This is a genomic window from Kosakonia sp. MH5, assembly GCF_009935945.1.
GTDB classification, from domain to species: domain Bacteria; phylum Pseudomonadota; class Gammaproteobacteria; order Enterobacterales; family Enterobacteriaceae; genus Kosakonia; species Kosakonia radicincitans.
Genome location: NZ_QODH01000007.1, coordinates 144,481 through 162,493 on the forward strand (window position 1 = coordinate 144,481; position 18,013 = coordinate 162,493).

Genomic DNA, 18,013 nt, shown 5'->3' on the forward strand with positions numbered 1-18,013 from the left:
TTTATCCGGATTCAGCTTCAATGCCGAAACCAGTAAATCTGGATGGTGCATTTCAAATTTTGGAGCGGGAAACGAGACTCGAACTCGCGACCCCGACCTTGGCAAGGTCGTGCTCTACCAACTGAGCTATTCCCGCTTATCATCGATTTTTCAGCTAATTACGAACACTTTCCGCTAAAATTTCGTGATGCCATGTTGCACATTTCTGTGTCTTCACGGGAGGCGCATTATACGAGAAATCATTCCTGCTGCAAGCCCCCGACAGCAAATTTTCGCTTTTTTTGTTCAAGTGCTGCTTTAATCAACAAAATGCGCATTTTTCCAGCAAACCCGCGCCAGCACTGGCTTGCGGGGCAACTGAAAAAAAATCGGCCCCGCGCCTTCATTGTCTTAAAGCTTAATAAAATGCTCGCGATAGTACGCCAGTTCGGCCACCGACTCGCGAATATCATCCAGCGCCTGGTGAGTATTCTGTTTTTTCAGGCCTTCCAGGACCTCCGGCTTCCAGCGACGTGCCAGCTCTTTCAGCGTGCTGACATCCAGATAACGGTAGTGGAAATACGCTTCCAACTCGGGCATGTACTTAAACAGAAAACGACGATCCTGGCCAATGCTGTTGCCACAGATGGGGGATTTGCCCGCCGGCACCCACTCTTTAAGGAATTCGATCGTCGCCAGTTCCGCCGCACGATCGTCGAGCTGGCTGGCTTTAACGCGATCAACCAGACCGCTGCCGGTATGAGTACGCACGTTCCACTCATCCATTAACGCCAGTTGCGCGTCGGATTGATGTACCGCAATCACCGGCCCTTCCGCCAGAATGTTCAGATTCGCATCGGTTACCAGCGTGGCGATCTCAATAATGCGATCGCGCTCGGGATCTAACCCCGTCATCTCCAGATCGATCCAAATGAGGTTGTTTTCATTTGCGCTCATGCTATTTTCCACCCTTCTCGCGTAACTATATTCATCTAAAATTGCGTGTATCATAGAGGTTTTGCCCATCCAGGGCGACCAGGAGCCAGCACGATTGAGTAAAAATAAACTCTCCAAAGGACAGCAGCGCCGCGTAAAAGCGAACCACCAGCGCCGACTGAAAACGTCTGCGGAGAAAGCTGACTACGATGACAACCTGTTCGGCGAAGCGTCCGAAGGGGTGGTGATCAGCCGCTTTGGCATGCACGCCGATGTGGAATCTGCCGACGGCGAAGTGCATCGCTGTAACATTCGCCGCACGATTCGCTCGCTGGTCACCGGCGACCGCGTTGTCTGGCGTCCGGGTAAAGAAGCAGCGGAAGGCGTCACCGTCAAGGGCATTGTTGAAGCTGTGCACGAACGCACCTCGGTGCTGACGCGCCCTGATTTTTATGATGGCGTAAAACCCATTGCCGCCAACATCGATCAAATCGTAGTGGTCTCCGCCATTCTGCCGGAACTGTCACTCAATATTATCGATCGCTATCTGGTTGCCTGCGAAACATTGCAGGTTGCTCCGCTGATCGTCCTGAACAAAATCGATCTGCTGGATGACGAAGGAATGGCATTCGTCAATGAGCAGATGGATATCTACCGCAACATTGGCTACCAGGTGCTGATGGTCTCCAGCCACACGCAAGATGGCCTGGCGCCGCTCGTTGAAGCGCTAACCGACCGTGTAAGCATCTTTGCCGGGCAGTCCGGCGTCGGGAAATCAAGCCTGCTCAATGCGCTGCTCGGTTTCCAGGAAGAGCAAATACTCACTAACGATGTTTCTGATGTTTCCGGCCTGGGGCAGCACACTACGACCGCAGCGCGCCTCTACCACTTCCCGCACGGCGGCGATGTGATTGATTCACCGGGTGTTCGTGAGTTTGGCCTCTGGCATCTCGAACCGGAACAAATCACCAACGGGTTTGTCGAATTCCATGACTACATTGGTCACTGTAAATATCGCGACTGCAAACACGATACCGATCCCGGTTGCGCCATCCGCGAGGCGGTAGAAAATGGCGAGATTGCAGAAAGCCGTTTCGACAATTATCACCGTATTCTGGAAAGCATGGCGCAAGTAAAAACGCGTAAAAGCTTTTCTGAATCGGACGACTGACAACTAAGCTATGCGTCGCTAAAATCGTCCCCTTTTCAAAGACTCAGGCGCTCCGGCGCCGGGTCAGGAACGACAAAAACAATGGCCTGGAGGCTACCTTGTTAAACTCACTTAAACTTTCGCTTCAATACATTCTGCCTAAACTGTGGCTCACTCGCCTGGCGGGCTGGGGCGCAAGCAAACGTGCAGGCTGGCTGACCAAACTGGTTATCGATCTGTTCGTAAAATACTACAAGGTCGATATGAAAGAGGCGCAGAAGCCGGACACCGCCAGCTACCGCACCTTTAACGATTTCTTTGTGCGTCCGCTGCGCGACGACGTGCGCCCGCTCAATACCGATCCGAACGTGCTGGTGATGCCCGCAGACGGCGTTATCAGCCAGCTTGGTGCCATTGAGAATGACAAAATCCTGCAGGCCAAAGGCCACAACTACAGCCTGGAAGCACTGCTGGCGGGTAACTACCTGATGGCAGATCTGTTCCGTAACGGTAGCTTTGTCACCACCTATCTCTCTCCGCGCGATTATCACCGTGTTCATATGCCGTGTAACGGCATCCTGCGCGAGATGATTTACGTGCCGGGCGATCTCTTCTCTGTTAACCATCTGACGGCGCAAAATGTCCCTAATCTCTTTGCCCGTAACGAACGCGTGATCTGCCTGTTTGATACCGAGTTTGGCCCGATGGCGCAAATTCTTGTCGGCGCGACCATTGTCGGCAGTATCGAAACCGTGTGGGCAGGCACCATCACGCCACCGCGCGAAGGCATTATCAAACGCTGGACATGGCCTGCGGGCGACAGCGAAGGCGCGGTTGCACTGCTGAAAGGCCAGGAGATGGGCCGCTTCAAACTCGGTTCGACCGTCATCAACCTCTTTGCGCCGGGCAAAGTGGCGCTGGCAGAGCAACTGCAAAGCCTGTCGGTAACAAAAATCGGCCAGACGCTGGCCGTTTCTACCGAGCCCTTCGCGCCGGTAGTTACCGAACCGTCACCGTTGCCGGAAGCGGAAATCCAGGCAGAACACGACGCCAGCCCGCTGGTTGACGACCAAAAAGACCAGGGCTAACCCCCCGCACCACGGAGACTGATGTGCGCCTGATTATCGTTTTTCTGATGGCCTGGTGCCTCAGCCAGGGAGCCGTTGCAGCAACGGCTCCCGATGCCCGACAAATCACCCAGGAACTGGAGCAGGTTAAGGCGGCGAAAAGCACGCCGGAGCAGGCAGAAACGATCGAGGTGCTCCAGGCCGCGCTCAACGCCCTTGAGGAACGCAAAGGTTCCCTCGAACGCGCGCAGCAATATCAACAAGTTATTGATAATTTCCCCAAGCTTTCCCGCACCCTGCGCGCACAGTTGGATAACCTGCGCGATGAACCCAAATCGGTTCCCGAAGGGATGAGCAGCGACGCGCTGAATCAGGAGATCCTGCAAGTCAGCAGCCAGTTGCTGGAAAAAACCCGACTCGCCCAACAGGAGCAGGAACGCGCCAGAGAGATCAGCGATTCCCTGAGCCAGCTCCCGCAACAGCAGACCGACGCACGCCGCCAGGTTACCGAAGTGGAGCGCCGACTTGGCGCGCAAAACACCAACACGCCGCTGGCGCAGGCGCAAAACTTCGGCGCGCAGGCAGAATCCGCGAAGCTGAAAGCGCTGGTTGATGAGCTGGATCTGGCGCAACTCTCCGCCAATAACCGCCAGGAACTGGCGCGGATGCGCTCCGAACTGGCGCAGAAACAGAGCCAGCAGTTGGATGCGTATCTCCAGGCCTTGCGTAACCAGCTCAACAGCCAGCGCCAGCGCGAAGCCGAACAGGCGCTGGAGAGCACTGAGTTACTGGCGGAAAACAGTGCCAATCTGCCCGCCGGTATTGTCGAGCAGTTCCGCATCAACCGTGAACTATCGCAGGCGCTGAATCAACAGGCGCAGCGTATGGATCTGGTCGCATCTCAGCAGCGGCAGGCCTCCGGGCAGACTTTACAGGTTCGCCAGGCGCTGAATACACTGCGTGAGCAGTCTCAATGGCTCGGTGCCTCGAATATGCTGGGTGAAGCGCTGCGCGCGCAGGTTGCCCGCCTGCCGGAAATGCCAAAACCGCAGCAACTGGATACCGAGATGGCGCAACTGCGCGTCCATCGGATGCGCTATGAGGATTTGCTGAATAAGCAGCCGCAACTGCGACAAATCCGCCAGGCGGACGGCAAAGCGCTTACCGCCGAGCAGAATCGCATTCTGGAAGCCCAGTTGCGCACGCAGCGCGAGCTGCTGAATTCTTTGCTTCAGGGCGGCGATACGCTGATCCTCGAACTCACCAAGCTGAAAGTGGCCAATAGCCAGCTCGAAGATGCGCTGAAAGAGGTGAATGAAGCAACGCACCGCTACCTGTTCTGGACGGCGGATGTCAGCCCGCTGACCTTTGCATGGCCAATCGAGATTGTGCAGGATCTGCGCCGTTTATTGTCGCTGGATACCCTCAGCCAGCTTGGCAAAGCCAGTATTATGATGCTGACCAGCAAAGAGACGCTGTTCCCGCTGTTTGGTGCGTTAGCGCTGGTGGGTTTCAGCATCTATTCACGTCGGCATTTTACCCGCTTTCTGGAGCGTTCAAGCGCCCGCGTCGGCAAGGTCACACAGGATCACTTCTGGCTGACCATGCGCACCGTTTTCTGGTCGATTCTCGTCGCATCACCGCTTCCGGTGCTGTGGGCCACGCTCGGTTATGGTTTGCAGGAAGCCTGGCCCTGGCCGCTGGCGGTCGCCATCGGTGATGGCGTTACGGCTACCGTACCGCTGCTGTGGGTGGTGATGATTTGCGCCACCTTCGCCCGTCCAACCGGTTTGTTTGTCGCCCACTTTGGCTGGCCGCGCAACCGCGTTGCACGCGGCATGCGTTACTACCTGATGAGTATTGGCTTTATCGTACCGTTGATCATGGCGCTGATTATGTTCGATAACCTCAACGATCGAGAATTCTCCGGCTCGCTGGGACGGCTGTGCTTTATCCTGATCTGCGGAGCGCTGGCGCTGGTTACGCTGAGTATGAAACGCGCCGGGATCCCGCTCTATGTGGACAAAAGCGGCAGCGCCGATAATTTGCCGAATCATCTGTTGTGGAATTTGCTGCTGTGCGCGCCGCTGACGGCGATCCTCGCCGCAGCGGTCGGCTATCTGGCCACAGCGCAGGCGCTGCTCGCGCGTCTGGAAACCTCCGTCGCCATCTGGTTCGCCCTGCTGGTGGTCTACCACATTATCCGCCGCTGGATGCTAATTCAGCGCCGTCGCCTGGCGTTTGAACGCGCACGCCACCGCCGCGCGGAAATTCTCGCGCAACGTGCGCGGGGCGAAGAGGATGTGCCGCATCACTCCAGCACCGAAGGCGCTGCCGATATCGATGAACCGGAAGTCGATCTGGATGCAATCAGCGTCCAGTCGCTGCGGCTGGTGCGCTCGATTCTGATGTTGATTGCCCTGCTGTCTGTCATCGTGCTGTGGTCGGAGATCCATTCCGCTTTTGGTTTTCTGGAAAATATTCCGCTATGGGATGTCACTTCAACGGTGCAGGGAGTGGAAAGCCTGGAGCCAATTACGCTCGGCGCGGTGCTGATCGCCATTCTCGTGTTTATCATCACCACGCAACTGGTGCGCAACCTTCCGGCATTGCTGGAACTGGCGCTGCTGCAACATCTGGATCTGTCGCCCGGCACCGGTTATGCCATTACCACTATCACTAAATATTTGCTGATGCTGTTCGGTGGGCTGGTCGGCTTCTCAATGATCGGCATCGAGTGGGCCAAGCTGCAATGGCTGGTCGCCGCGTTAGGTGTTGGTCTCGGCTTTGGCTTACAGGAGATTTTCGCCAACTTCATCTCTGGCCTGATCATTCTGTTTGAGAAGCCGATCCGCATTGGCGATACCGTAACGATCCGCGATCTGACGGGCAGCGTGACGAAAATCAACACCCGCGCCACCACCATCAGCGACTGGGATCGTAAAGAGATCATCGTGCCGAACAAGGCGTTTATTACCGAGCAGTTTATTAACTGGTCGCTCTCCGATTCCGTCACGCGCGTGGTTTTAACCGTGCCTGCGCCAGCAGACGCCAACAGTGAAGAGGTGACGCAGATCCTCTATACCGCAGCCGAGCGCTGCTCTTTTGTGATTGATAATCCGGCACCGGAAGTGTTCCTGGTCGATCTGCAACAGGGTATTCAACTGTTTGAACTGCGTATCTATGCCGCTGAGATGGGGCATCGTATGCCACTGCGCCACGAAATCCACCAGTTGATTCTGGCGGGCTTCCGCGAACACGGCATCGATTTGCCGTTCCCGCCATTCCAGATGCGGCTGGAGAGTCTCGACGGGAGACGCACGGCGCGAACGCTGACTTCCGCAGGCAAAGGCAACCGCCCGGCGGGAAGTTTGTAAGACGCGCGACTAATGGCCTGATGGCGCTATGGCATCAGGCCTACCGACCAGCGAATATACGGGACTTCCAGAGCAACTTAGACGTAGCCGCCACTCGATGGTACATGCCTACAAGCACCATTGATAGCGCAGGAAAAACCGCCACAGCCAGAATGCAAAAATAGAGAATAGTGTCAGGTAAAGTAACCAATGCCGCCGTTTTTTCCAGACAAGCAGATAAATAAAGGGAAAAAACAATGGGATAGTCATGACGACCCCAACATCGCGGGTATCGTCATGCTCAATATATATCATAAGATCACATATATTTTTAATACTGTTGCCATCAATGAGCCACTCTTTATCCTGAGCTGAAAAAAGGATGATAAAGAGAACAGAGAACACGAACCAGACGAAACCAAGTGTAAATGCTTTCCAGCGCATTTAATTCCCCCGCAGAATCCTCATCAGACTATCCTTCTTCTCAATTATCCTGCGACCATATTCACTATATGCCCGTTCACGTGCACCTGTCGGAGCATGAATAGAATCGATAAAGTCTTTTTTATCGCGACTAATACCACGATTATACCTTGATCCAGCCAATATTATCTGCTCATCGCTCAGATGGGAAGTATCACTGCCCGGATTGTCATAAAGAATGAGATCCCGGAGATGAAATGCAACGACTCTAATATTAAAATCATTATTAAGTAAACACTGAGAAAGTTTATATTGCTGAAAGAAACTTAATGTATCAGGTCTGATACCTATGGTCTCTGCTGCTGCCCGAAGTTGTATAGCGATCGAACCAACAGATGTAGAGTTGGAATATATATTATCTTTTTCCCCATAACTATTTCTAAAACTTGCCTGAACTGTAGCACACCGACACTTTTAAACCTTTCTGGCGTACCACCAACTTCGGAAACAGCGATGCCAGCCAACAATAATTCAGGTATTTGAGCCTCCCTGGCAGACTTTTTAATCACCCCCCGGTGGTGAATCAACCAGGCAGTTTTATAAAGCCAAAGATATGCAGCCCCAGTACGATGATTCCAGTTACTGGGAAGCACATACCATCGAAAAAAATCGAACCCATCCCAATGAGGAAAACCATATTTATCTACTTTGCAAAAAATCAATGAATCATCCATAAATATTAATCATCCATTCACATTATTTGTTTTTAAAACAATTTAAGCATATACGGCAACGCAAATAAATAATAAACAAATTGGCAGAGGAATGATAATAAAAGGAAAATAGAATATGTATTAAATAAGATTTTTCAATGTACTTAAAAAAGAGATGAATATTACTTCAGGAGCGAACAAAAGGTGCGCTCCTGTTATGCAAAGCAATTACGCCCGGTCAACGGTAAACGCAATAACCTCAGCCAGGCTTTCCGCCTGCAATGCCAGCATCACCAGACGATCAACGCCCAACGCCACGCCGGAACAATCCGGCAGGCCGGCTTTCAACGCTTCCAGCAAATTATTGTCCATTGGCTGCTGCGGCAGACCACGCGCCGCACGCTTGCGGTTATCCTGCTCAAAACGCTGCTGCTGCTCGCGGGCATCAGTCAGCTCATGGAAACCATTCGCCAGCTCAATCCCTTTGAAATAGACCTCAAAACGCTCCGCCACGCGGTGATCTTCGGTGCTGATCTGCGCCAGCGCGGCCTGGCTTGCCGGAAAGTGGTACACGAAAGTCGGACGATCTTTGCCGATATGCGGCTCAACGCCCATGGCAAACAGCAGTTGTAGCAGCGTATCGCGGTCTTCTTCTGTCTCGGCAATATTGCTCAGATCGAGTTTTGCCGCCACTTCGCGCAACTGCGCTTTATCAGCAGAGAGCGGATCCACTTCCAGATAACGCTGGAACGCCTGCTGGTAAGAGAGCGATTCCGCTGCCGGGCACTCCAGTACCTGTTGCAGTAAATCGTCCACCTCATTCATCAGACGGTACATGTCGTAGTGCGGGCGATACCACTCAAGCATGGTGAATTCAGGATTGTGATGACGGCCCATCTCTTCATTACGGAAGCTTCTGCACAGCTGGAATACCGGGCCGCAGCCCGCCGCCAGCAGACGCTTCATATGATATTCCGGGCTGGTCATCAGGTAGAGATTGATCCCCTGAGAATGGCCGGGGCCAACAAAACGGGTTTCAAACGGGAACAGATGAACGTCCGTTACCGTTGCCTGGCTCATACAGGGCGTCTCCACCTCAAGTACGCCGCGATCGGCGAAGAAGCGCCGAATTTCCGCCATGATTGCCGCGCGTTTTAATAAATTGGGGATGGATGCGCTCGGCTGCCAGGTGGCCGTTTCGCTCATGGTACGTTCTCCAAATTCAGACAAGGGCACGAAGTCTACCCGCATCGATCCGCAGAGACAAATTTTGTGCAAAAAAATTTCATTTATCTCGTCTATAAATAAAGAGGAAGTAATCAAGGATGATATTTATCAATATGAATGATGCATTGCCTTAAAGAACAGCAAAAAAAATCGAACGCATCAAATTTCCCTTGAAACTCTGCGGTTATACTGCTGCTTACCCAAAAAGGAGCAGTGGAACATATTCGCAACTGCCTTAAGCGGTCTGGCTTATCGTTGCGGAACAACAATAATCTGGAGGAATGTCGTGCAAACCTTTCAAGCCGATATCGCTGTGATAGGCGCAGGTGGAGCGGGATTACGCACCGCCATCGCGGCGGCGCAAGCCAACCCGAAAGCCAAAATCGCATTGATTTCAAAAGTTTATCCGATGCGCAGCCACACGGTTGCCGCAGAAGGCGGTTCTGCCGCCGTCGCCCAGGATCATGACAGCTTCGAATACCATTTCCACGATACCGTTGCTGGCGGTGACTGGCTTTGCGAACAGGATGTCGTTGACTATTTTGTGCATCATTGCCCGACAGAAATGACCCAACTTGAACAGTGGGGCTGTCCGTGGAGCCGTCGCCCGGATGGTTCGGTCAACGTGCGGCGCTTCGGTGGGATGAAAATCGAACGTACCTGGTTCGCCGCCGATAAAACCGGCTTCCATATGCTGCACACCCTGTTTCAAACTTCCCTTCAGTTCCCACAAATCCAACGCTTCGACGAACATTTCGTGCTGGATATCCTTGTGGATGACAACCATGCCCGCGGGCTGGTCGCCATGAATATGATGGAAGGTACGCTGGTGCAGATTCGCGCCAATGCCGTGGTGATGGCAACGGGCGGCGCTGGCCGCGTTTACCGCTACAACACTAACGGCGGCATTGTAACCGGCGATGGCATGGGCATGGCGCTGGCGCACGGCGTTCCGCTGCGCGACATGGAGTTCGTGCAGTACCATCCAACCGGCCTGCCGGGTTCCGGCATTCTGATGACGGAAGGTTGCCGCGGCGAAGGCGGTATTCTGGTGAACAAAAACGGCTACCGCTATTTGCAGGATTACGGCATGGGGCCGGAAACGCCGCTGGGCGAGCCGAAGAACAAATATATGGAACTCGGCCCGCGCGACAAAGTATCGCAAGCATTCTGGCATGAGTGGCGTAAAGGCAACACTATCTCCACGCCGCGCGGTGATGTGGTCTACCTCGACCTGCGTCATCTTGGCGCGAAAAAAATCAACGAACGTCTGCCGTTTATCTGCGAACTGGCGAAAGCCTATGTTGGCGTCGATCCGATCAAAGAGCCGATTCCGGTACGCCCGACGGCCCACTACACCATGGGCGGTATCGAAACCGACCAAAACTGCGAATCGCGCATCACCGGGCTGTTTGCAGTGGGTGAATGCTCATCGGTCGGCCTGCACGGTGCCAACCGTCTCGGCTCGAACTCGCTGGCAGAACTGGTGGTGTTTGGCCGCCTGGCCGGTGAACGCGCCATTGCACGTTCGGCCTCAGCAAGCCAGGCCAATGATGATGCGTTAAACGCACAGGCAGCAGATGTCGAGCAGCGTCTGAAAGCGCTGGTCAATCGGGACGGCAACGAAAGCTGGGCGAAAATCCGCGACGAAATGGGCGAATCCATGGAAGAAGGCTGCGGGATCTACCGCACGCCGGAATTAATGCAGAAAACCGTGGATAAGCTGGCCGAGCTGCAAGAGCGCTTCAAACGCGTGCGCATTACCGATACTTCCAGCGTCTTCAACACCGATCTGCTCTATACCATCGAGCTGGGACATGGGCTGAACGTAGCCGAATGTATGGCGCACTCGGCGCTGGCGCGTAAAGAATCCCGCGGGGCGCATCAGCGCCTGGATGAGGGATGTACTGAGCGCGATGACGTCAACTTCCTCAAGCACACGCTGGCTTTCCGCGATGCCGACGGCGCAACCCGACTGGAATACAGCGATGTGAAGATCACTACGCTGCCACCGGCGAAACGCGTATACGGTGCAGAAGCTGAATCGTCTGAGAAGAAGGAGACGAACAATGTCTGAGATGAAGAATCTGAAAGTGGAGGTGGTGCGTTACAACCCGGAAGTGGACGATGCGCCTCACAGTGCCTTCTATGACGTGCCTTACGATGAAGCCACTTCTCTGCTCGACGCGCTGAACTATATCAAAGATAACCTTGCGCCGGATCTGAGCTACCGCTGGTCGTGCCGTATGGCGATTTGCGGCTCCTGCGGCATGATGGTCAACAAAGTCCCGAAACTGGCGTGTAAAACCTTTCTGCGCGATTACGAGAAAGGCCTGAAAGTCGAGGCGCTGGCGAACTTCCCGGTTGAGCGCGATCTGGTGGTCGATATGACCCACTTTATCGAAAGTCTCGAAGCGATTAAGCCTTACATCATCGGCAATACGCGCACGCCAGATCAGGGACCCGGCAAGCAAACCCCGGCGCAGATGGCGAAGTACCATCAGTTCTCCGGCTGCATTAACTGCGGCCTGTGCTACGCTGCCTGCCCGCAGTTTGGTCTGAATCCTGAGTTCATCGGCCCGGCGGCGATTACGCTGGCGCATCGCTATAACCTTGATAGCCGCGATCACGGCAAAAAAGAGCGCATGGGGCAACTCAACAGCCAGAACGGCGTGTGGAGCTGTACGTTTGTCGGCTACTGTTCGGAAGTATGTCCGAAACATGTCGATCCGGCTGCGGCCATTCAGCAGGGCAAGGTGGAAAGCTCGAAAGACTTTCTTATCGCCACCCTGAAACCACGCTAAGGAGTGCATTATGACGACTAAACGTAAAGCCTGGGTTCGTCCCATGCCGTCAAGCTGGTGGAAAACTCTGCCGTTTTATCGCTTCTACATGCTGCGTGAAGGAACGGCGGTACCTGCGGTCTGGTTCAGTATCGAACTGATCTTTGGTCTGTTTGCGCTAAAACATGGGCCGGAAAGCTGGGAAGGGTTCGTGCACTTTCTGCAAAACCCGATTGTGGTGATCCTCAATCTGGTGACGCTCGCCGCCGCGCTGCTGCACACCAAAACCTGGTTTGATCTGGCGCCGAAAGCGCAGCTTATCATCGTCAAAGGCGAAAAAATGGGGCCAGAGCCGGTAGTGAAAGGGCTTTGGGTGGTGACTGCGGTAGTCACTGTGGTGGTGCTGTTTGTGGCTCTTTTCTGGTAAGGAGGCCAACGTGATTAACCCGAATCCAAAACGTTCTGACGAACCCGTATTCTGGGGCTTGTTCGGCGCAGGCGGTATGTGGAGCGCCATTGTCGCGCCGGTTATCGTGCTGCTGGTCGGTATTCTGCTGCCGCTGAGCTTCTACCCAGGTGAAGCGCTGGGCTATGAGCGCGTACTGACATTTGCGCAAAGCTTCATTGGCCGCGTGTTCCTCTTTTTAATGATTGTCCTGCCGGTGTGGTGCGGTCTGCACCGTATCCACCATATGATGCATGATTTGAAAATTCACGTACCGAACGGTAAATGGGTGTTCTACGGTCTCGCGGCAATTCTGACTGTGGTCACACTGATCGGCGTCATTTTTATTTGATACCTGTCGCTCTCCTGCGCAAGCGGGAGAGCAAATTTCCTGCCAGCGTCAATACCCTAAAGAAAAGATCTGGAAGGAAAAATCTCATGCGCATGTTGCTGATGATCGCCATGGTTACCGCTGCGTTACTGCTCTCCTCCTGTAGTTCCCCTACCCCGCCTGATGGCGTCACCGTTGTGCAAAACTTCAATACCCACCGTTATCTTGGAAGATGGTACGAAATCGCCCGTCTGGACCACCGCTTCGAGAGCGGTCTGGAGAAAGTCACCGCCACCTACAGTTTGCGCAACGACGGCGGACTGACGGTGATAAACCGCGGCTATAATCCGCAGCGCGACATGTGGCAACAGTCCACCGGCGTGGCATATTTCACCGGCAATCCGAATACCGCCGCGCTGAAGGTCTCTTTCTTCGGTCCTTTCTATGGCGGTTACAACATCATCGCCCTTGACGATGAATATCGCTACGCGCTGGTTTGCGGGCCGGATCGCGACTATTTGTGGCTGCTGTCGCGCACGCCAACCCTGCCAGCAGAGGTCAAACAGCAGATGCTGGATATCGCCAGCCGGCAAGGCTTTGCTGTGGAAAAACTACTCTGGATTAATCAGTCTTACTAATGTGTGCTGAGCTTTAACCCAACGATTCCAGCAACAATCAGGCACAGACTGAGAATACGCGCCAGGCTTGCAGATTCGCCAAGCAACACAATCCCTGCAACCGCCGCGCCCACCGCCCCGATCCCGGTCCAGATAGCATAGGCGGTACCGACCGGCAGGGTTTTCATTGCCCATGACAGCAGCACAATACTGGCGATCATTGCCGTAACGGTGATGATACTGGGGGCAAGTCGCGTAAAGCCGTGGGTGTATTTCAGGCCGACAGCCCACACCACTTCAAGAAGACCGGCGATAAGAAGAATTAACCAGGACATGATTGGCTCCGATGCGGGGCCGTCCCCGGAAAAAATGAAACTGACAGGTCGTCCCGCCAGAGATGTGAAGAGAGGCAAATTTTGCCCGCTACAGTTTAAAATTTCAACTTGAATGTGCTTGCTTATATTCCGCAAGTTAAAGCAAGAAATAGCCACTGTTCGCTGCGGAATTCCAGCATTTACCCACCTTATGTACCCCCTATGATGAATCACTTTCCTGAATACAGGAAGCTGTGCGCCACCCTCTGACTGCGAAGAAAAATATGTTCAAGATTCTCGTGATTGACCGTTGTTACTTCACCCGCGTTGGGGTGGAGTCCTGGCTCAATCAACCCGATTTATTCCCCGCCTCGTTCCTCGTCACCGGGTTGCATAATTTAATGCTGGCGAAAGAACATATTGTGCAGTGGCAACCCGATATGGTGATTGCCGATCTTCATGGCTTCAAAAATGAAATCCATCATATTCAACAGCTTGCATCGCTATTTTCCGTCTGCGGCGACTCAAACCAGGTACTGCTGCTGGAATCGGGTATCGATGCGCAACTTTCCGGGTTCTATGCGCAATTTAAAATTCGCGCAACGCTGCTAAAAACAGAACCGCTGGAGAAACTGGCGCAGGTCATTGATGACATTGTGCTGGCGCGCCCGATGCGTTCAATTCCACAAATGGCGACACCGCTACTGACCAAACAGGAAGAGAAAGTGCTCACGCTATGGATGGAAGGGAAAAGTAACCAAAGCATCGCGGCCAGGCTAAGTATTAACGGCAAAACCGTTTATACCTACAAGCGTAATATTCGTATGAAACTCGGGATGGGAAATCGGTTTACGCCGTTCCTTTCACTGCCGGAAAATTCAAATTAGCGGTACGGCGGATGCCGTACCGGCAAGGATTACTGCTGCGCTTTGCTTGCTGCGCCAGAGATTGCGCTGCCGCCTTCAGAGATATCCTGACCGACGCCACGCGTGGTGTTACACGCCGTCAGAACGGATGAAAGGACCAATACAGAAAAGATCGCAACAATTGTCTTCTTAACCATAATATCTTCCTTTTGTGACCAATATTATTTGTGTATAGCCACTTAAGCATAGACAAAATTCCGCAGTGAGACCGGAACGGGAAGATTTTTAAGAAGATGTGAAGTTTTTAGCTCACCGCGTGAGAAATAGCGTGGCCGAGGCTCTGAATATCTTCGCCGACGCCGCGCGCCGTATTGCAGCCCGACAGCAAAGCGCTGCTGATAAGCATAAGTGAAAGGATTTTGGTAAGGCGTTTCATCATTCCTGCCTTGTTATGTTCAACGGCGTAGCATGATGCTACGCCGAAGCCGCGGACATTACTTCACGCGAGATACGTATTCGCCGGAGCGGGTATCGACTTTGATGACTTCACCGATCTGCACGAACAGCGGAACTTTAACCACTGCGCCAGTGCTCAGGGTAGCCGGTTTGCCGCCTGTACCCGCGGTGTCGCCTTTCAGACCTGGATCGGTTTCAACGATTTCCAGCTCAACAAAGTTCGGCGGAGTGACGGAGATCGGCTGGCCGTTCCACAGGGTCACGATGCACTCAGCCTGGTCCAGCAGCCATTTTGCGTTGTCGCCAATCGCTTTGGCGTCAGCGGAAAGCTGTTCGAAAGTTTCGTTGTTCATGAAGTGCCAGAACTCACCGTCGTTGTACAGGTAAGTCAGGTTCATATCGACAACGTCTGCGCCTTCGGCAGAGTCAGTAGATTTGAAGGTTTTTTCTACGCGAGTACCGGTCAGCAGGCGACGCAGCTTAACGCGCGCAAATGCCTGGCCTTTACCTGGTTTAACGAATTCGCTGGCTTCAACCGCATAAGGTTCGCCGTCCAACATGATTTTAAGACCAGCACGAAAATCGTTGCTATAGTAAGTCGCCATAAGGCCCTCTGAAAATTGTTAACTGGTAGCTTAGCCACAAAATGGCGCATATTGTAACCCTAAATACCCCGTCCAGAGAAGATTGGTTAATGCAACTTGCCGATGTAATAACCGATCCAGATGAACTGTTACGTCTTTTAAAGATAGACACGGATGAAAATTTAACCGCAGGCCGCGAGGCAAAACGCCTGTTTCCGCTACGCGTACCGCGTTCCTTCGCCGCGCGCATGCTGCCTGGCAATCCCAACGATCCGCTATTGCGCCAGGTGATCACCGCACCGCAGGAATTTATCGCCGCGCCGGGTTTTACCACCGATCCGCTGGAAGAGCAGAGTAGCGTGGTGCCTGGATTACTGCACAAATACCGAAATCGCGCCCTGCTACTGGTGAAAGGCGGCTGCGCCGTAAACTGCCGCTACTGCTTCCGTCGCCACTTCCCCTACGCGGAAAATCAGGGCAACAAGCGTAACTGGCAAGGCGCGCTGGACTACATTGCAGCGCATCCGGAGCTGGATGAAATCATCTTTTCCGGCGGCGATCCACTGATGGCGAAAGATCATGAGCTGGACTGGCTGCTGGAACAGCTGGAAGCCACTCCACACATTAAACGCCTGCGTATTCACAGCCGCCTGCCGATTGTGATCCCGGCGCGCATCACCGATACGCTGGTCGCACGTTTCGCCCGTTCATCTCTGCAAATTTTGCTGGTCAATCATATTAACCATGCCCAGGAGATCGGCGATGACTTCCGCGCGGCGATGGCCGCACTGCGGCAAGCGGGCGTCACTTTACTGAACCAAAGCGTGCTGCTACGCGGCGTGAATGATAATGCGCAAACGCTGGCGGAGTTGAGTAATGCGTTATTTGATGCGGGGGTGATGCCCTACTATCTGCACGTGCTGGATAAAGTTCAGGGCGCTGCGCACTTTATGGTCAGCGATGACGAAGCACGCTTGATTATGCGCGAGCTTCTGACGCTGGTTTCTGGTTATATGGTGCCGAAACTTGCCCGCGAGATTGGCGGCGAACCCAGTAAAACGCCACTGGATCTGCAATTGCGCCAGAGCTAAGCCGTAAATAATGACGAGCCTTTGCAGGCTCGTCATTGCCGTTTAAAACGTCTCCCAACCGTCCTGTCCCGTAGTAGCCGCAGCCTGTTTTGGCTGATGCTTTTTACCGATCGACTTTTTCACTTTCTCCAGTTGCTGCCCCGGCAAGCGGAACACATCAACCAGCTGTTGCAGTTTGCCTGCTTGCTCTTCAAGGCTACCGGCAGCGGCAGAAGACTCCTGAACCAGCGCGGCGTTCTGCTGTGTAGTGGTATCCATTTCCGACATCGCCTGGGCAATCTGCGAGATGCCACGGTTTTGCTCATCGGACGCGGCGGCGATCTCCTGCATTAAATCTTTAACCTGCTGTACGGAATGCACAATGCCGCTCATCGTTTCCCCCGCCAGATCGACCTGCCGGGAACCTTCTTCGACATAGTTAACCGACTCATGAATCAGGGCTTCAATCTCTTTGGCCGCCTGGGCGCTACGCTGCGCCAGGTTTCGCACTTCGCCTGCTACCACCGCAAAACCGCGCCCCTGCTCGCCCGCTCTGGCTGCTTCAACGGCTGCGTTAAGCGCCAGAATGTTGGTTTGAAATGCAATGCCATTAATCACAGAGGTGATTTCTGAAATGCGCTTCGAGCTTTCGATAATATCCTTCATGCGATTCACCGCCACGCTAACAACGGTGCCGCCTTTTACCGCCGTATCTGCCGCTGACGTGGCTAGCTGGCTGGCCTGATGCGCGTTCTGCGCGTTCTGTTTCACCGTCGAACTCAGCTCTTCCATGCTCGCCGCCGTTTCCACCACGGCGGCCGATTGCTGCTCGGTACGTGCAGAGAGTTCATTGTTGCCGAGCGCAATCTCATTGGCGGCAGTATTCACCGAGCCGGAGGCGCTGCGCACCATGCTCAGCGATTCCGCGACCCGTTCAATCAACAGGTTGAATGCCCCAACGGCACGGCCAATTTCATCCAGGCGCCCCGTTGGTAACGTATGGCTGAGATCCAGTTTTTCGCTGATGCTGACCATCCCGTCTTTCATCTCATTCAGACGACGTTTGATATTCAACACAGTGAATAAACCAAACAGTCCCAGAATAAGAGTCGCCGCCAGCGTGGCAATCAGAGATAACGTTATTGAGCGAGAAATCAACGAACTATTATTACTGTTGGCCGCAGTCACTAACGAGGTGTTATAGGCAATTTGATCGTCAAAATCCTTGACCAGCAGGGTAATGTTTTCCGCAACTAAACCGCCACTATGCATCGCTTTAACGACGCCATCGCGATCGTTAGCATTTGATATTTTAAAATATTGGTCCATCACCGTGCGGAATTTGTCTAAATCACCTAACGTTTTATTCGACAAATCAAGATCATGTTGATCGGAAATAAGTTCCTTCAGGTAATGTTGATGCATGGCATATAATTCGTCATACATTTTAAACGCTTTTTGTTGTACTTCAGCCATACCAGCAGCGTCCTGCGTCAGACCATGTAGATAAAGCTGACTACGGATGCTGGTGACCTTCAGCATCTCTTTGTTCATGGCGTCGAGGCTCGGCAAGATATTGGCCTGAAAATAATCTTGTGCGTTACTAATTTTTGATAGCGAAAAAACAGCAATAAGGTTTGTTCCAATTAAGCTCAAGATTAATAACGAAAATGCAAGTAATAACTTTTTTGTAATA

General features: G+C 53.3%; 19 protein-coding genes and 1 tRNA gene. 10 read left to right on the forward strand and 10 right to left on the reverse strand.

Annotation, left to right across the window (positions count from 1 at the left end):
* Positions 1-60: 60 nt before the first annotated feature.
* Positions 61-136 (reverse strand) — tRNA-Gly (locus DK872_RS18510).
* A gap of 254 nt (positions 137-390) precedes the next feature.
* Complete coding sequence (gene orn, locus DK872_RS18515; protein WP_007372731.1) at positions 391-936, reverse strand: oligoribonuclease; 546 nt, start codon at positions 934-936, stop codon at positions 391-393.
* A 94-nt stretch (positions 937-1,030) separates the two neighbouring features.
* Here orn and rsgA point away from each other — a divergent pair, with 94 nt between their 5' ends.
* The 3 genes from rsgA (at position 1,031) to mscM (ending at position 6,509) form a co-directional block, all read left to right on the forward strand.
* Complete coding sequence (gene rsgA / locus DK872_RS18520; RefSeq protein ID WP_007372730.1) at positions 1,031-2,086, forward strand: small ribosomal subunit biogenesis GTPase RsgA; 1,056 nt, start codon at positions 1,031-1,033, stop codon at positions 2,084-2,086.
* A 98-nt stretch (positions 2,087-2,184) separates the two neighbouring features.
* On the forward strand, positions 2,185-3,153 hold the full coding sequence (gene asd / locus DK872_RS18525; RefSeq protein WP_149289262.1) for an archaetidylserine decarboxylase: 969 nt from the start codon (positions 2,185-2,187) through the stop codon (positions 3,151-3,153).
* Positions 3,154-3,176: 23 nt separating this feature from the next.
* On the forward strand, positions 3,177-6,509 hold the full coding sequence (mscM, locus tag DK872_RS18530) for a miniconductance mechanosensitive channel MscM (RefSeq protein WP_007372728.1): 3,333 nt from the start codon (positions 3,177-3,179) through the stop codon (positions 6,507-6,509).
* Positions 6,510-6,617: 108 nt separating this feature from the next.
* Here the strand turns inward: mscM and DK872_RS18535 are convergent, their stop codons facing one another.
* The 3 genes from DK872_RS18535 to epmA form a co-directional block, all read right to left on the reverse strand.
* A complete protein-coding gene (locus DK872_RS18535) occupies positions 6,618-6,932 on the reverse strand; it encodes a YjeO family protein (RefSeq protein ID WP_007372727.1) in 315 nt (104 codons plus the stop codon).
* 326 nt (positions 6,933-7,258) lie between these two features.
* A complete protein-coding gene (locus DK872_RS28040) occupies positions 7,259-7,645 on the reverse strand; it encodes a hypothetical protein (protein ID WP_370520919.1) in 387 nt (128 codons plus the stop codon).
* A gap of 207 nt (positions 7,646-7,852) precedes the next feature.
* On the reverse strand, positions 7,853-8,830 hold the full coding sequence (gene epmA, locus DK872_RS18545) for an elongation factor P--(R)-beta-lysine ligase (RefSeq protein ID WP_007372726.1): 978 nt from the start codon (positions 8,828-8,830) through the stop codon (positions 7,853-7,855).
* A gap of 307 nt (positions 8,831-9,137) precedes the next feature.
* Between epmA and frdA the strand changes: the two genes are divergently transcribed.
* The 5 genes from frdA (at position 9,138) to DK872_RS18570 (ending at position 13,048) form a co-directional block, all read left to right on the forward strand.
* Positions 9,138-10,928, forward strand: coding sequence for a fumarate reductase (quinol) flavoprotein subunit (gene frdA / locus DK872_RS18550; RefSeq protein ID WP_071920075.1), 1,791 nt, complete (start codon positions 9,138-9,140; stop codon positions 10,926-10,928).
* Positions 10,921-11,655: a succinate dehydrogenase/fumarate reductase iron-sulfur subunit gene (locus DK872_RS18555; protein WP_007372723.1), complete on the forward strand. Its 735-nt coding sequence runs from the start codon at positions 10,921-10,923 to the stop codon at positions 11,653-11,655. The genes frdA and DK872_RS18555 overlap by 8 nt, the downstream gene beginning before the upstream one ends.
* A gap of 10 nt (positions 11,656-11,665) precedes the next feature.
* The gene (frdC, locus tag DK872_RS18560; RefSeq protein WP_007372722.1) at positions 11,666-12,061 is read left to right on the forward strand and encodes a fumarate reductase subunit FrdC; all 396 of its coding nucleotides are present in this window, start codon (positions 11,666-11,668) and stop codon (positions 12,059-12,061) included.
* Between the two features lie 10 nt (positions 12,062-12,071).
* Positions 12,072-12,431: a fumarate reductase subunit FrdD gene (gene frdD, locus DK872_RS18565; RefSeq protein WP_007372721.1), complete on the forward strand. Its 360-nt coding sequence runs from the start codon at positions 12,072-12,074 to the stop codon at positions 12,429-12,431.
* Positions 12,432-12,517: 86 nt separating this feature from the next.
* Entirely contained in the window at positions 12,518-13,048 is a 531-nt protein-coding gene (locus DK872_RS18570) for a lipocalin family protein (RefSeq protein WP_071920074.1), read from the forward strand.
* On the opposite strand, the gene sugE is transcribed toward DK872_RS18570, so the two are convergent.
* Entirely contained in the window at positions 13,045-13,362 is a 318-nt protein-coding gene (sugE, locus tag DK872_RS18575; protein WP_007372719.1) for a quaternary ammonium compound efflux SMR transporter SugE, read from the reverse strand. The two genes, DK872_RS18570 and sugE, sit on opposite strands and share 4 nt — an antisense overlap.
* 263 nt (positions 13,363-13,625) lie before the next feature.
* On the opposite strand from sugE, the gene DK872_RS18580 reads away from it, so the two are divergent.
* Complete coding sequence (locus DK872_RS18580) at positions 13,626-14,228, forward strand: LuxR C-terminal-related transcriptional regulator (RefSeq protein WP_007372717.1); 603 nt, start codon at positions 13,626-13,628, stop codon at positions 14,226-14,228.
* A 29-nt stretch (positions 14,229-14,257) separates the two neighbouring features.
* Here the strand turns inward: DK872_RS18580 and ecnB are convergent, their stop codons facing one another.
* From ecnB to efp, 3 genes are all read right to left on the reverse strand, one after another.
* Positions 14,258-14,404: a lipoprotein toxin entericidin B gene (gene ecnB, locus DK872_RS18585; RefSeq protein WP_007372716.1), complete on the reverse strand. Its 147-nt coding sequence runs from the start codon at positions 14,402-14,404 to the stop codon at positions 14,258-14,260.
* A 107-nt stretch (positions 14,405-14,511) separates the two neighbouring features.
* Positions 14,512-14,643 carry an entericidin A/B family lipoprotein gene (locus tag DK872_RS18590; RefSeq protein ID WP_035886951.1) on the reverse strand — a complete coding sequence of 44 codons (132 nt, stop codon included), beginning with the start codon at positions 14,641-14,643 and terminating at the stop codon, positions 14,512-14,514.
* Positions 14,644-14,701: 58 nt separating this feature from the next.
* On the reverse strand, positions 14,702-15,268 hold the full coding sequence (gene efp, locus DK872_RS18595) for an elongation factor P (RefSeq protein WP_007372714.1): 567 nt from the start codon (positions 15,266-15,268) through the stop codon (positions 14,702-14,704).
* Between the two features lie 41 nt (positions 15,269-15,309).
* Here efp and epmB point away from each other — a divergent pair, with 41 nt between their 5' ends.
* Positions 15,310-16,338 carry an EF-P beta-lysylation protein EpmB gene (epmB, locus tag DK872_RS18600; RefSeq protein ID WP_161518689.1) on the forward strand — a complete coding sequence of 343 codons (1,029 nt, stop codon included), beginning with the start codon at positions 15,310-15,312 and terminating at the stop codon, positions 16,336-16,338.
* 42 nt (positions 16,339-16,380) lie between these two features.
* On the opposite strand, the gene DK872_RS18605 is transcribed toward epmB, so the two are convergent.
* On the reverse strand, positions 16,381-18,012 hold the full coding sequence (locus DK872_RS18605; RefSeq protein ID WP_370520920.1) for a methyl-accepting chemotaxis protein: 1,632 nt from the start codon (positions 18,010-18,012) through the stop codon (positions 16,381-16,383).
* Position 18,013 lies beyond the last annotated feature (1 nt).